12 protein-coding genes and 1 tRNA gene are annotated in these 14444 nt (G+C 53.8%); 5 read left to right on the forward strand and 8 right to left on the reverse strand.

Annotated elements, in window-relative coordinates; all coding sequences use genetic code 11:
* Positions 1 to 29: 29 nt before the first annotated feature.
* The 3 genes from ACNKH6_RS09050 to ACNKH6_RS09060 all read right to left on the reverse strand — a co-directional run bounded on the left by ACNKH6_RS09050 (position 30) and on the right by ACNKH6_RS09060 (position 3227).
* Entirely contained in the window at positions 30 to 1439 is a 1410-nt protein-coding gene (locus tag ACNKH6_RS09050) for a GTPase/DUF3482 domain-containing protein (protein ID WP_417915232.1), read from the reverse strand.
* The gene (locus ACNKH6_RS09055) at positions 1433 to 2980 is read right to left on the reverse strand and encodes a DUF2868 domain-containing protein (RefSeq protein WP_417915233.1); all 1548 of its coding nucleotides are present in this window, start codon (positions 2978 to 2980) and stop codon (positions 1433 to 1435) included. The genes ACNKH6_RS09050 and ACNKH6_RS09055 overlap by 7 nt, the downstream gene beginning before the upstream one ends.
* Positions 2981 to 3153: 173 nt before the next feature.
* Positions 3154 to 3227 (reverse strand) — tRNA-Met (locus tag ACNKH6_RS09060).
* 188 nt (positions 3228 to 3415) lie between these two features.
* Between ACNKH6_RS09060 and ACNKH6_RS09065 the strand changes: the two genes are divergently transcribed.
* From ACNKH6_RS09065 to pyrF, 4 genes are all read left to right on the forward strand, one after another.
* Positions 3416 to 4984 carry a UshA-like (seleno)protein gene (locus tag ACNKH6_RS09065; protein ID WP_417915234.1) on the forward strand — a complete coding sequence of 523 codons (1569 nt, stop codon included), beginning with the start codon at positions 3416 to 3418 and terminating at the stop codon, positions 4982 to 4984.
* Positions 4985 to 5149: 165 nt separating this feature from the next.
* Positions 5150 to 6502: a hypothetical protein gene (locus ACNKH6_RS09070; RefSeq protein ID WP_417915235.1), complete on the forward strand. Its 1353-nt coding sequence runs from the start codon at positions 5150 to 5152 to the stop codon at positions 6500 to 6502.
* A gap of 102 nt (positions 6503 to 6604) precedes the next feature.
* A complete protein-coding gene (gene lgt, locus ACNKH6_RS09075; protein WP_417915236.1) occupies positions 6605 to 7402 on the forward strand; it encodes a prolipoprotein diacylglyceryl transferase in 798 nt (265 codons plus the stop codon).
* Positions 7403 to 7407: 5 nt separating this feature from the next.
* A complete protein-coding gene (gene pyrF, locus ACNKH6_RS09080; RefSeq protein WP_417915237.1) occupies positions 7408 to 8124 on the forward strand; it encodes an orotidine-5'-phosphate decarboxylase in 717 nt (238 codons plus the stop codon).
* A gap of 9 nt (positions 8125 to 8133) precedes the next feature.
* Here pyrF and kdsB read toward each other — a convergent pair whose 3' ends face one another.
* Genes kdsB through ACNKH6_RS09100 form a run of 4 tightly spaced genes read right to left on the reverse strand, consistent with a single transcriptional unit; the run spans position 8134 to position 12968 of the window.
* Positions 8134 to 8892 (reverse strand): 3-deoxy-manno-octulosonate cytidylyltransferase, encoded by a 759-nt coding sequence (kdsB, locus tag ACNKH6_RS09085; RefSeq protein ID WP_417915238.1) that lies wholly within the window; start codon positions 8890 to 8892, stop codon positions 8134 to 8136.
* A 2-nt stretch (positions 8893 to 8894) separates the two neighbouring features.
* The gene (locus tag ACNKH6_RS09090; RefSeq protein ID WP_417915239.1) at positions 8895 to 9662 is read right to left on the reverse strand and encodes a class I SAM-dependent methyltransferase; all 768 of its coding nucleotides are present in this window, start codon (positions 9660 to 9662) and stop codon (positions 8895 to 8897) included.
* A gap of 2 nt (positions 9663 to 9664) precedes the next feature.
* Positions 9665 to 11080, reverse strand: coding sequence for a glycosyltransferase (locus ACNKH6_RS09095; RefSeq protein ID WP_417915240.1), 1416 nt, complete (start codon positions 11078 to 11080; stop codon positions 9665 to 9667).
* A 10-nt stretch (positions 11081 to 11090) separates the two neighbouring features.
* Complete coding sequence (locus ACNKH6_RS09100) at positions 11091 to 12968, reverse strand: hypothetical protein (RefSeq protein WP_417915241.1); 1878 nt, start codon at positions 12966 to 12968, stop codon at positions 11091 to 11093.
* A 195-nt stretch (positions 12969 to 13163) separates the two neighbouring features.
* On the opposite strand from ACNKH6_RS09100, the gene ACNKH6_RS09105 reads away from it, so the two are divergent.
* Positions 13164 to 13991, forward strand: a complete 828-nt coding sequence (locus ACNKH6_RS09105) for a class I SAM-dependent methyltransferase (RefSeq protein WP_417915242.1) — start codon at positions 13164 to 13166, stop codon at positions 13989 to 13991.
* Positions 13992 to 14120: 129 nt separating this feature from the next.
* Here ACNKH6_RS09105 and ACNKH6_RS09110 read toward each other — a convergent pair.
* A partial coding sequence (locus ACNKH6_RS09110) for a hypothetical protein (RefSeq protein WP_417915243.1) occupies positions 14121 to 14444 on the reverse strand: 324 nt, incomplete at its 5' end.

The raw sequence follows: 14444 nt of genomic DNA on the forward strand, positions 1-14444 counted from the left end.
TCGGCAAGCCTTCAATCAGCTTGTCTGAATTAGCTGTTTGCCATTCCTTTCAGCTTTGCCTGAATCACAGCAGCTAATTCCTTTTCCGCCAGCTCCTGCGCCGCCGCGTCCTCTTTCTGCACGGCTTTGAAAAAGCGGTCGCAGATGAGCAATTCTTCACGCTCCCATGTGGAAGTGCAGCCTGCTTTTTCTCCTGCTTCAGGAGACTGCGCCGTGCCGTAATCGCGGCGGCCATGCGCCCAGCTCGTCACATGGCGATAATAGAGCAGGGCGCGGTCGAGCAGAATATACAACAGCTGAATGTTTGTCACCGGGCCGACTTGCAGCAGCTGCTTGTCCAATTTCATGCCCAATAGCCTGCTGCCGGAAAGCACGTTTTTGCCCTTGAAGGCCGCGCTGACCGCGCCGATGGCCCCGCCGACCGCCGCGAAAAGGCCGAAAGAGGTTCCGGCGGTGAGCGCGTCCACGCCTACGCCGAGAGCCGCGCCGCTCACCGCTCCGGCCCAGATCAGGTCTTCGTTGCTCAGGCCGAGAAAATCCCAGGTTTTGGCTGCGAACAAATCTTCCTGCAAAATCGACTGCTCCGGTAGCTGGATGTTGAAGAGATTGTGCTTGAAGAGCTTGCGGATCTGCTGATGCGCGGTGCGTTCGCGCTTAGTGACGAAGTCTGTGTATTCGCGGTGCAGTTTGGCCCGCAGCCGCTCCTCGTCCGCGCCCGGCGGACAGGCCGTGCTGGCCCGGTAGCGCAGGCTGTCGGCAAGCATGGCCGTAAGCAGGGCCGCACTTTGGCGGCGGCGGTTCTCCCAGTCCGCGCTGAAGGCTTGGATGACCGTTTCCAGCACCGTTTCCAAATCCTGATCAATCGCTTTCAGGCTTTGCAGCAGGGCGATGCGCTGGCTGTAGGTCGCCTTGTTGGCGTTGAAGAAGCGGATTGAATTGAAATGCTTGCGGAACTCATTCTGCCAGTCAGCAAGGAAGCTGCTGTTCTCGTCCTTGCAGTTGATGACCGCCATGCGCGGCCTGCCGGTGAGGCGCAAAATTTCCATTTCCGCCTTGTCCATGTTGCGGAGCGGGCGCGAGCCGTCGACGACAAAAATGATCCCGGCTCCGGCGGCCAAGGGCGCGAGCAGGGCGCAGTCATCGTGCATGGCCGGGTCGTCGCGGTGGGTGCGGATAAATTCGTGGAGCATTTCGCGGTCATCGCCCTGCCAGGCCCGCAGCCAAGCCAAGGTTTTGCGCGGATTTTGAAAACCCGGCGTGTCAATGAAGCGGATGACCTCGCGTCCGTCAATCAGCACGGGAAAGGCGCGGCAATCCGTGGTTTCACCGGGAATCGGGCTGACCCGCACCGAGTCGTCCTCGCTCAGTGTGGAGACGACCGAGGACTTGCCTTCGTTCGGGTGGCCGACTATGGCGAATTCAGGAATCTGCTTCAGCATAATTCGAGCACTTGCAAGCCGGAATCACCGAGCGCGGCGGTCTTCTGCCGCCAGATGCGAACCTGCTCCGGCTGCGGCGGTGTGAGCAGATTGTCCGCCGCCGGTCTGCCGATCAGGGCGATGCGGATCAGGGCCTGCGGGCCAAGGGCGCGGCGCAGCCCGGCCAGCCAGGTCAGCAGCTCCTGCACCGGCGGCTGCCACGCCTCGTGCAGAATGATGACATCCTTGCAGCCCTGCGCAGTCATCGCCGCTTGCAGGCCCGCCAGCTCTTCAGCCTCGCTTTTGTCCAATGTCCAAAACGGGATGGTCTGGCGTAGCTGATACCCGGCCTGGCGGATTTGCTCAGTCAGCGCGGCAATCGGACAGAGAGCGTACAGCTCATCTGGCAGCAAAACCACAACCGGCGTGATTGCCTCATTTGACGGCAGCTCGCTTGCAGGCGGTGCCGTTTCCTCCGGCAGCGGTGCCGCCGCGTTTTTTTGCGCAGCAGCAGAGGCGGCAGTTGCAACCAAGGGCGTGCGCATCCGGTGGAGAATCTGGCGGAAGCGGCCTTGCTGCGGGTCAAATTCAGCCAAATCCCGCCGCTGCTGGAGCAGGCCGCAGGTCAGCAGCGCAAGCCGGGGCAGCAGGCCGTAGCTGAACACCGCGAGGCAGAGAAAGGGCCACCATGAGGCGAGATCGCGGCTGGCAAGATGATAGATGCCGTCCTTGAGGATCAGACGCGAGCCTTCAATCTGCGCCAAAGTCGGGACGCTTTCCGGCAGCCAGAGCCAGGGCAGGCTGATCCAGCGGGCCAAGGCGTGCACGGCGGCTGCGTCAATCTGGAGCGTGCTCTGCCAGCCGAAAGCGAGATCGGAGCCGATCACTTTCAGCAAGGTGGCGGCCAGCACGCCGATGTTGAAGCTGATACCGAAAAGCTGGGCAAGCAGGAAGAAAGGCCGGAGCAGGAGCAGGCCGTGCCGCTGCCGGAGACTTTTCACACTGCCTGCATGCGCGGCCCAGCTCAGGCGTTGTTCCGCTGAGATGCGCGACGAGGTCCGCCGTCCTGCGGCCAAGCATTTATCTAAGAGCCAGAAAAAAAGCCGCCCTGCCAGCCGGTAGAGCAGCGAGGAAGTCAGAATGTTGCCGCCCTGCCATTTGCTGCACAGCACAGAGCCAGCCAGCAGCAGATACAAGCCGAGCTGGAGGAGGACAAACATAGCGAAATAGGCGGCCACATTGACCGGCTCGCTGCCGGAATAGGCAAGGAAGGAAAAGGCCAGCCCGCCGCCGCTGATCAGCCCGGCCAGCCCTGCGGCAAGGGCGAAAAGCAAAGTCAGCTCCTGCCAGAGGCTGCCGGGCAAAGCGACGCTGTCTTTTTCTGCATTCTGCTTCCGGTGCTCCAGCCAGCAGCGGAGCAGCCGCGCGTCATCCTGCTCCGGCAGCGCGGCGAAGATCTCGCGGTCGCGGGCAGCCAGACGGGCCATGTCCTCGCCCTCGTCCTGCTGGACGAGGAATTCAAGGTCGAGGAGGTCGGCGGTGTTCCAGCGTGGTTGCGGCATCTTGGCGGCGGAGTTGGAAAAGGCGGCAAACTGCTCCTATGATAACGGCGGAAAGAGCGGCGGTCAACAGTGCTGTATGTGGAGGAACTAACGAAGAAGAGCGTGCGGCGAAAAAAAATGAAAAGGCATTGATATTTGTTCAATATCAATGCCTTGCTATAAACTGAAAATCGTGGCGATGCAGGGACTTGAACCCCGGACACTACGGATATGAGCCGTATGCTCTAACCGGCTGAGCTACATCGCCTTGATGATGAAGCGATTCATTTAACCGTATTTTACGGCCTCTGTCAAGCGGGAAACATCAATCTTGTGCGGCAGAGCTGCGCTTTTGCTTGTGTCGCCTTGAAAAAAGAGGAATAATGGGCAGATGAAAAATCAGACCGCGAGCTGCCAGCGCGGTCTTCTCAACTGCGCAACCAAGGTGCTGCAATCATGCTGAACAAAAAACTGCTGCCGATGCTGCTTTGTCTGCTGCTTTCCGGCCTCTTGGCCGCTCCGCTCCGGGCGGCGGATTTCCTCTTATTTTATAGCAACGACGGCCACGGCGAGACCGAACCCTGCGGCTGCCGGGCACGGCAGCTCGGCGGCCTGGCTCGACAGGCCCTTCAGCTTAGTCAAATCACGGCGAAAGAGCAGCGGCCCGCCCTGTTTCTCAGCGGCGGCGGCCTGCTTTTCCGGCAGACCAGTGTGCAGGAGGAGCAGAAGCGGCAGGAGCTGATCAATGCCGAAGGGATAGCTGAAGCGATGCGGGCAATGGACTGCCGTGCGCTGGGGCTTGAGGCGCATGATTTGGCAGGCGGCATCGCTCTGCTCAAACAATGGCAGGAGAAGCATCAGTTAGCTTGGCTTTCCATGAACTTGGTTGATGCCAAAAAGAAGCAGCCGGTTTTTGCGCCCTATCTGCTGACCGAGCTTGCAGGAATACAAATAGCCGTGCTTGGTCTGACTGGCAGCTTGGATGCGGCCCCGGACAAAGCAGATTATCTCCTGCTGCCATGGAAAGAGGCTTTATCGAAAACGCTGGCCCAAGTCAGCGGCAAGGCGGATATGATCATTCTTTTGTCGAGTTATCCGTATGAAGTGAATAAAGAAATTGCCGAGGCCAATCCAGGGGTGCATCTTTTGCTCGCTTCCGGCCCCGGCGCAACCGGCAATAATCCCTTCATGGTCGGCAGCACGCTTTTTGCCCAAACCGGCGCACGCGGCAAAACGCTTGGCATGATGCGGGTTGCATGGACTGAGGCTGGCCGCTGGGAGGACAGCGACCTGACAAAAATTCGGCTGGAGCAGAGCAAGCTCGACCAGCTCAACGCGCAGCTCGGCAAGCTGAAGCCGGAAGACAAGGAACGGCAGCGGCTGCTGGCGGAAAAACAACAGATCGAAAAAAACATCAAGCTGCTGCGGGAGAAAAAAAAGCCTGAAGGCGAAGCCCCAAACCTCTGCCGCTTCAGCAACGACTTTATTGAGTTGGATGCTGCGTTGCCGGAAGACCAGAAGGTGCGCGGCATTCTTGATCAGGCCAAACAGCGGCTGGCCGATCTCAATCAAGAGCGGGCGGCGGCGGCGGAACGGGCTGTGGTTATGAACACCCTTGCAGGCTGGGAACGCTGCGCCGTCTGTCATCCGGCGCAGGCGGAATTTTGGCAGAAAACCCGTCACGCGGCCAGCTTGCAGCCCTTGGAGAAAAAAAAGCAGCAGCTCAACGAGGACTGCCTGCTTTGTCATGTCACCCTGCCGTATTACGAGGCCGACAAAGTCAAAGCCGAGAAGCTGCTCCTTCAGGTGGCGGAACAGCACCGGCGGGTGAGCTGTGAAAGCTGCCACGGCCCGGCAGCGGCTCATGCGGCCAAACCGAATGAAATTCCTGCGCCACGACCGAAACCGGCTGCTCCGGTTTGTCTGGGCTGCCACACGCCGGAGCATGACGGCAACTTTGTTTTTGCCGACAAGGTGGAAAAAGTGCGCTGCCCGGCAGGAAGTACCACAGAGCGGCAGCGTTGAGGAAATCTTGGCCGGCAGTTGAACTGGAGCAAGAAAAGGAATACACTTGAATAGAAACTCCTTCTGATGCAGAACCGCGCAGAGAGGAACGCCGCGTTGTTGCCGAGCTGGAGGAGGCCCGGCGGCGGAGTTGCTCTCTAATCGTGCAATTCAGGAAAGAGCATCATGTACCAGCAGTTCTCGTTCATGCTGGCCCTGCTTTTGGTGATCATCGCCGGTGTCACGGTGCTGATCATGCTGGAGATGGGCACCACCCCTTCGCAGAAGCGCGAGCGCAAAGGCGGCTGTTCGGCCCTGCATCGCCTGCTCGGCTATGTTTTTTTAATGTTATTCGCGGTGCTGCTGGCGTGGATGGTCTTCCGGGCGGGCAGCTTTCAAGAAGACATGCCCGCTCCGGTCATGATCCTCGCCTTGCTGCTGGTGCCGCTGATCATGATCAAGGTGGTGGTGGCCCGGCAGAAAGCTTTGGTCAGCACCCGACTGATCCTGCTCGGCTTGGCGATTTTCGGCCTGTCTTTTGGTCTGACCGGCATGGCGGCGTATTATTACGGCAAGCAGCGCGGCGTTGCCAGACAAATGCCGGGCGGCGGCGGCCTCAGCATGGAGCCGGGTCAGTCTGTTGTCAGCAGAAAATGCAGCAAATGCCACACGCTGGAGCGCCTCTACAACCCAAATATCGCCGATTGGACACCAACAGTCAAGAAAATGGCTGCGTTTGATACCGCTGACATCAGTGGTTCAGATGAGGAAGTTATTATCAGCTACCTGACACAGCAGAGCAAGCGGCTGCAGGTGCAGAAGCAGCGCGGCGAGGCCGAACAAGGACGGAGGCTGGTGGCAGCCAAATGTTCAGTCTGCCACGGCTTGGACAAGGTGTTCATGGCCGTCGACAAAGATGAGAAGGATTGGCGGCAAACTGTTAAGGACATGATCAAACTTGAGGGCAACCAAGATTACCTCAGCAACGAGGAGAAAGAGCTGGTTATCAAATTTCTCAGCAGCCGCCAAGTGATCCGGGCAGGCGATGGGAACCCTTCTGGGAACGCGGGAAACGAGCTGAACGGAGTGCGGCGTTTGGCTGCCCGCAAGTGCAGCGCAGGCTGCCATGCCTTGGAACGGGTGCTGCGCACTAAAAAAACGCGGGAGGCGTGGACAGAAACCATCAACAGCATGATTGAAATAACCGGCGATCCAGGGTATCTTTCCGCTGAGGAAAAAGAGGAGCTTATCAACTTCCTCAGCCTGCCGCCGGAACAGCGCGGCAAAGAGCCGGAGAAGGAAACCGCTCCTGTCCAGTCCAACTCAGCAACTGCGGACACTTCGCTGATCAAAGATAAGTGCAGCAGGTGCCACGGCTTGGAACGAATTTATCAGGCGGCGAAAAGTAAAAAGGCAAAGAAAGAATGGGAAGAAACGGTCATCAGAATGGCTGAAGCTTCCGGCCAGCCCGATTATCTTACCGAACAGGAAAAGAACGAGATCGTCAACATCATCCGCAGTTGGGAAATAGTAAAATAATCCGCTGCGCGCTGCCGGAGCTTGCGTTTTCAAGCAGCTTCGGCAGTGTATTTTCGCCTCTTGACAATATTTCAGATAACGAAATGATTTTCCTTATTTTTTATGATTCACTATCCTGCCATTGACCCCATAATTTTCGCCATCGGCCCCTTTGCAGTGCGCTGGTACGGGCTGATGTATGTGCTCGGCTTCACCGCCGCATATCTTTTAGTCAGGCGGCAGGCCAAGCAGTTCGGCTGGCAGCAGATGCTTGAGCAGTTGGACAATCTTAACTTGGCCTTGATCGTCGGCGTGATTCTTGGCGGGCGTTTCGGCTATGTTCTGTTCTACAACTTGCCTTATTATCTGGAGCATCCGCAGCACATTTTCGCCACTTGGGAAGGCGGCATGTCGTTCCATGGCGGAGTGATCGGGGTGCTGCTGGCCGGACTGCTCTTCTGTGGCCGCACCAAGCTCGACTTCTGGAAGACAGCAGACAGCTACACCGTCACAGTGCCTATTGGCCTCGGTTTGGGCCGGATCGGCAATTTCCTGAACGGCGAACTGTATGGCCGGGTCACGGAAGTGCCGTGGAGCATGGTCTTTCCTGGCGGCGGCGAGCTGCCCCGGCATCCGTCCCAGCTTTATGAAGCCCTGCTGGAAGGGCTGGTTCTTTTCTGTATCCTCTGGCCGCTGCGGGCCAAACCGTGGATCAAGCAGTGGCCGCACGGCTCTTTGCTGGCCTTGTTTCTCATTTTGTACGGAACCTTCCGCTGGCTGATTGAATTCTTCCGCGAGCCAGATCCGCAGCTCGGCCTGCTGCTTTTCGGCCTGAGCATGGGCCAACTGCTCTGCGCGGCGATGATCGCCGCAGGACTGCTCCTCTACGGCATCCTGCGGAAACAACAACAAAACACTTGAGCATCATGCCTAAAAATATCCCGCTGGATGAGCGGATCATCTTCGCCCTTGACGTGCCGACCCATGAAGAGGCCATGCGCCTGATTGAGCGGCTGGACAGTGAAATTCGCTTCTTCAAGGTCGGCTTGCAGCTCTTCATGGCTGGCTGGTTCAAGACCATTGACGCGCTGGTCGAGCGCGGCTGCAAGGTGATGGTTGATCTGAAATTTTTCGACATCCCGGAGACAGTCAAGCTGGCGGTGGAGCAGCTCTGCGGTCGGGGCGTGACCTTCGCCACCGTGCACGGCAATGACCCGATTCTGCGGGCGGCGGTGCAGGCCAAAGGCGACCTGAAGCTGCTCGCGGTCACTGTCCTGACCAGCTTCGGTGAGGAGGACATGCGGGCGATGGGAATGAGCGGCAGCATCGCCGAGTTGGTGCTGCTGCGCTCGCGCCGGGCACTGGAGCTGGGCTGCGACGGCGTGGTGGCCTCCGCGCTGGAAGCCGGGCCACTGCGCCATGAGCTGGATAAGAATTTTCTGATCGTCACGCCCGGCATCCGTCCTGGCACGAATATTGATGACGGCAGCGACGATCAAAAGCGCATCGCCACGGCCAAGAACGCCATCCTCAGCGGCGCGGATTATGTGGTCATCGGCAGACCGATCCGCGACAGCAAAGACCCCATTGCCCTGATCCGCAGCTTGCAGCAGGAAATTGCCGCTGGGCTGGCAGAACGGTAAGACTTCACTTCAAAACACGTTCAGCAGCTCCGCCTCGGCCCGCAGCGCGTCCTGCGGGGTGTCCACCTCAATCGAGTCGTGCTCGGTCAGCACCACTTTAATCCGGTAGCCATACTCCAAGGCGCGGAGCTGCTCCAGTTTTTCAAAATGCTCCCACTCGCCTTCGGGCAGGGCGACAAAAGTGAGGAGGAAGCCCTTGCGGTAGGCGTAGAAGCCTAAGTGTTTATAATACGTTGGCATTCCGTCAGCCGGATTGCGCTGGTGCGGTATCGGCGAGCGGGAAAAATACAACGCGTTGCCGCTGCGGTCGAACACTGTTTTGACATGATTGGGGTCTGTGATCTCTTCCGGGCGGATAATTTTGTAGATCAGAGTGGCCATCGGCAGCGCGGGGTCGTCGAGGAGCGGCTGCGCCACCTGGCTGATCACCTCCGGCGGGAAGAGCGGCTGGTCGCCTTGGATGTTGACCACCACGTCCTGCTCGGCGATGCCCAGCAGCTCGGCGGCCTCCGCCAGGCGGTCGGTGCCGGAGACATGGTCGGAGCGGGTCAGCACCGCCTCGCCGCCGAAGGAGGCCACGGCCTCGGCGATGCGCTCATCATCTGTGGCCACCGCCACCCGCGAGAGCAGCTTGACCTGCCGTGCCCGCTCGACCACATGCTGAATCATGGGCTTGCCCGCTATCAAGGCCAGCGGCTTGCCGGGAAAACGGCTTGACTGCCAGCGGGCCGGAATGATGGCAATCACGCCGGGCTGCGTTGTGTTCATCGTCATTCCTTTTCAAGGACTATGATCGCAAACATAGCGAGATGTTTCATTATTGGCGACAGCAGCCGTTCCATCTTGCGAACTAATGGGTAGCTGCGCTCAGGCACCAACGTTTTCATAGAAACGCCCCCAGAGAGCAGATAGACAAATGGCCAGTCAATTCTGATAGTTTTTATTTTAAGCGGACTGTATCTGTCAAGATACAAGTTTCGATCCCGTTCAAAGACAATCCACGGCAATGCCAGATTGGCACCAGACAGCGGGCCTGTAGTTGGAAAATCCCAGCTTTTCCTGTCGGGGAGACAAGGTTCGTGATGGAGATGTTTGTAAATTACCGCTGACAACGTGGTAATCCAAGGTTCAATCATGATAATGCGGCCTTTTTCAGCAAGACATCGTATACTTTCTTTGAAAAATTTATCCACGTCAGGAAGATGATGAAAAACGTCAACCATGACAATGGCATCAAGCGATGCTGTCGAAAATGGCAAGCATTGTCCATCAAGAACGATATTGACGCTTCCGGTTGGATGAATATTGGAGGTTATGATATCCGGCAGTATATTTTGCAGATTCCCTCCGCCAGAACCAAGCTCTATAATATTTCTTCCTGGATGATCAGGAAGATTTCGTATAATTTCCTGATACCATTCTTGATAGATATTCTGTAAAAAAGGCTTGCTGTTGATTATCTGACGATGAATTAACGGGGCATCTGGCGAATCAAGATCAAGATTTGCCGCCAAAGGATGCTGAAGGAAATTTTTCATCTTTAGATGAATTTAATTTTTCTTGACGCAAACACAACCATCTTGAGCAGCGTCCAGCCATTGCGCCATCTGCTGATATTCGTTGTTCCATACCGGCGCGATTGATACCTGATTGGCAGGTCAATAATCTTTAGATTCATTTTCGCTGCGCCAAAAATAAGATCAAAATCACCAAATGGATCGAAATCGCCAAAATAATGCCGATTTTTCGCCAATACCTCGTAGTCTTTTCTCCACATGACTTTAGTGCCGCACAAAGTATCCTTGATCTGCTGATTCAGCAGCCAAGAAAAGGCGAAACTGAAGAATTTATTGCCAATAATGTTAAAAAAACGCATCGCTTCATCCTGCATAGGATAAACTAACCGGACACCATTGATAAATTCTCCTTTTCCATCGGCAATAGCTTGGACAAATCTCGGTAAATCCTCTGGCCGCACGGTTATATCTGCATCAAGGATGAGCAGAATATCGCCAGTCGCTTTTTCAAATCCGAGCCGAACGGCATCGCCCTTTCCTTTGCCTTGCTGTCGATAGAGCAAGATATCATTTGATATTCTCTTGTCAATTGCCTGTTCGATGGCTTCGTAAGTGTTATCAGAGGAGCCTCCTTCAACAAAGATGATCTCGGTTTTTTTGCCAAGCGGCGGAATTCTTTCCAGCAGCTCTTCGATATGACCGGCTTCGTTCCTCGCTGCGATAATGACAGACACTGTCAATTCTTCTATTTTTTTCTTTTCCGGCACAGGCCGGGAAATCGAAAAATTGGTCAAAGCGAACAGGCTGAATGGAAAAATATGGATGACAAAGCGGTTCAGGAAATTCGTTACAAGAGGAACTGCGACAGGAAGCGCGATAAAAGATTTTTTAGATATCTCCTCAAATCCTGAAAGAGTGAGAAGATTTTTTATGTCTTGAGGCGCAAGCCAGTTTTGCTCCAAGAGTGGCCGGGCCAACTTCAAACGACGCGCCAAAATCAGTGGAACGCGCCATGTGTTATTAAAATAGTTTATTATAATTCTTGTTCTGTCGTGGCAGTTTCTCCTGATATGCATCAATATTTTTTGCACGTCTTCACAGTCGTTCAATATATCAGACAAAATGATAACATCAAACTTTTCATCAATATTTACATCGTGAATGTCAGCGCAAATAAATTCAAGATCAGAATATCGGCAGGATGCCTCGCTGACAATCTTTGCGCTGAAATCAACACCAACACCTCTGCTTGGCCGCAAGCTGTGGAGCAGGCCTCCTTCTCCGCAACCCAATTCAAGAATTCTCAATCCATTAGGAATAAAGAATCTATAATAATGGCAAAGTGATTTATGATAAAATTTACTAAAAATGCTTCTTGGATATTTTCCTGAGTTTCTATCCCAAAAAGCAATTCGTTCTACAGCATATTTGTTTTTCATTTATAAAATATCAGTGAGGTAAAGAAGAAACTTCGTGCCACGTTACAGCACCATCTCTAGTTGGCACTCCGATATGGCTGACTAAGAGTGCATATCCGGTGTCATATTTCCATTTTCTTGGAATACCAATAATCTTTCCAGCAACATAAATATAGCTATTGTTAAATCTTTTTAAAGACTCTTTGCCTGTGTTTGGAAAAATGCACCAAGAACGAACGTGTACAGTACGCGCCATTGGCGGATCAAATTTACCCATTGGCCAGAACTCTGCCATTTGGACAGATACCCATTGCTTACTATCTAAAAATAGAGCATCACGGTCTGTATATCTGATAAGATGACATGCTGCCTTTCCGTCAATAGTCTCATAAGAAGGATCAGGCCACTTTTTTCCTATGGTATCTAATTCCAACTTTGATAAAGCATCCGGCAAAGGAGCTTGCAGTGGCAGACGTTCTGTTTGAACAGACAGTGACTTCTGTTCGTGCTGCCGTTTTCCATTCAAAAAAATCAGCCAAGGAAAAAAGATAAAAAAAACAAAACAGACAAATAATGCTGCCAGCGGCACCACATTTTTTTGTTTATTTTTATCGAAACCAGTCACCCCAAGTTCTTGAATTGGGTGCAAAAAATGCTGAAGACCGAATGCGCATAGAAAAAAAATAAAGATGTCGCTTGCTATTTTAACCCTGCTGCCGCCATCAATGCCAACAAGAGGCAAGGAGGCAAGAATGCCAAGCAGATAAAGCAATCCAAAAGCCCCTGTGTTTTGCTGCCTTCTTGTAAAAAAGAAAAATATTCCGTAAAGTGCTAAGAATATAAACGCAAATCTGCCAAGGTTTAAAACTGTTGGAAATAAAACAGCAAGGCACTTAATCTTATTAATTTTTTCATATTTTTTCAAAATTAATATACACCATAATACCAAAATAATCGGATATAAGTATGTATCATCAGCAAAAGCTGATGGAATCTCCCTAAAATAGAGCGTGTACACCTTGCTGAACGAAAACAGTAATAATAATGGGTTAGCAATGAATATTTCCCAGCAACGCTGATAAATAATCGTGTTCAATAAAGCAGGGGCCGTACCTTCCTGTAGATGTTGTGCTATGACAGGATCAAGGGAGGCTGCTCTCCAGCTTAAGGTGTTTGAAACGAGTCCATACAATGTTTGAGGATAATTAGACGCTGTTATCGGAGTCGCGAATAAAGCTGACACGATAAAGTTAATGGCAAGCCCTGAAGCGACCAGAAAGCTGAAAAAAAATAAATGCTTTGCCTTGTATTTAAATTGTTGATTGATTGTGAATGGAAGCAAAGGAAGCGTCAGAAGACAGCCAGCAGCCCATGGCCGAGCGGAAAAAGACAGCGACAACAGAAAAAGGCCTGTCCCATACAATGGGATACAACCATCCGAAACGCCTCTCCATAGAAATCCGAAAGAAACAATAAGAAGTATTGCGCCAAGATTTTCAGTAAGAAATAAAGATTGCGTTGATGGCAACCAAAGTGACAGACAGGTAAGAAAGAAAGCTACAGCATATTTTTCATTGCTGTTTCTCAGTAAATAAAAACATGCGATTAAAGCAGAAGAAAATAAAACGACCTGACAGATAATCGCCGCAAGATATGTCCCACCGGTCAAGGTAAACAACAAGGAGAGGAATGCCGGGTAAAGAGGTCTGCGTGAAGGGAATTCAGGCATGACCTCACCTCTTTGAATATATTCACTGCCTTCGGTCCAGCCAGCTGCGTCAGACCAAGGAATGGTTGCAATAGAACTTCCTCCTATGGAAACAATATTCTCAATATTCGTTGAAAATCGAAATGTAATCAACCCAATAAACAAAAGAACGAAAATGTATATCTCCTTTCTTTGCATCATACGCTCCAACAGTTAATAGCTGTCTCTGCCGCCATCCCACTATCAGCGGCCAGCGGTTTGCCGGGAAAGCGGCTTGATCGCCAACGGGCGGAGATGAGAGCGGTCACGCCGGGCTGCGTTGTGTTCATTTTTCTTCCCCTTCCTGTGCTTTGCAAAGAAATGGGTTTATGATACAGTGCGGGCCATGAAAGATCAATGCGCAAAATGAGCGGAGAAGCCGCTGCATCTGGGCACCGGTTTGAAATTGCTGTGGACTGCGCCGCGCCGGAACTGCTTGCTCAGGCCGAGGAACTGGCCGCACGGCTCGGTCTGCCTTTAGCTGAGAACGGAGCGCGGCATCAGCTTCTGCTGCGCTGCACGGCGGAGGGGCTGGAACTGCTCAAGCCGGACGATCCGCAGCTGCGCGGGCCGCTGCGGGTGGATTTCACTGCCGGAGCAATGGATTTCCGCCGCAAGCAGCCGGGCAAAGAGCTGCTGCTGCGAGCGGTCGGCTGCAAAACAGGCAGGCCGCTGGCGGTGCTGGATGCCACCGGCGGACTGGGGCGGGACAGCTTCCTGCTCGCAGCGGCGGGCTGCACGGTGCATGTCTTTGAGCGAGAGCCGGTGCAGGCTGCGCTGCTCGCTGACGGCTTGGAACGCGCCCGGCAATGCCCGGACACAGCCGCCATAGCCGCCCGCATCCGCCTGACAGCAGGCGACGTGCTGCCTTTTCTGCATGAGATGCGGACGCAGGGGCAGGTTGTTGACGCAATTTATTTTGATCCGATGTTCCCGGAGCGGCGCAAATCGGCCTTAGTCAAGAAAGAGGCGCAGCTGCTCCAGCTCCTTGCGCAACCTGCCAGCCCGGCGGCTGAAAAAGAGCTGCTGGCAGCGGCGCGGGCCGTGAGTCACAGGGTGGCGGTTAAGCGGCCTGCCAAGGCTACGTTTCTCGGAGAAGCCGCGCCCTCGCATTCGCTCGTCGGCGCAACCGTGCGCTTTGATGTGTATCTTTCCAGCTCCGGCCAGCCGTCAACATCGCAATAAATATAACCCAAGTTGTGACCTGTAACTCTTGAAAAATCCATGCCTCCCCGCATGTGTTATATTTTTGCTGTCAGGCATGAATATAACCACACACGGAGGAAGGCATGGAACTCGAAATCACAGCATTACCTAATGTGCAACTCTTAAAAAAGATGCCCGATCCATGGGGCGCATCCTGTAGCATATCGGTATGTAAGCCATATTCACAAGGAGCGCGCCATGGATCGGGACAGTTTTATTGCCGCTGTTTTTCTGACCGTGTGCAGCCAATATGATTTCATCAAACAAAACTGCAAGATGCGGCGGGGCGGTTTTACGCCTGCCCTGAGCGGTGAGGAGGTCATCACCATGGAAATATGCGGCGAATATTTCAAGATCGATTGCGGCAAGGACATATTTGCATGTTTCAAGCCGCATTGCAGGCGCTTTTTTCAGAAAATTTCCGGCAGGTCT

The organism is Candidatus Electronema sp. JM, from assembly GCF_048287415.1.
GTDB lineage: Bacteria > Desulfobacterota > Desulfobulbia > Desulfobulbales > Desulfobulbaceae > Electronema.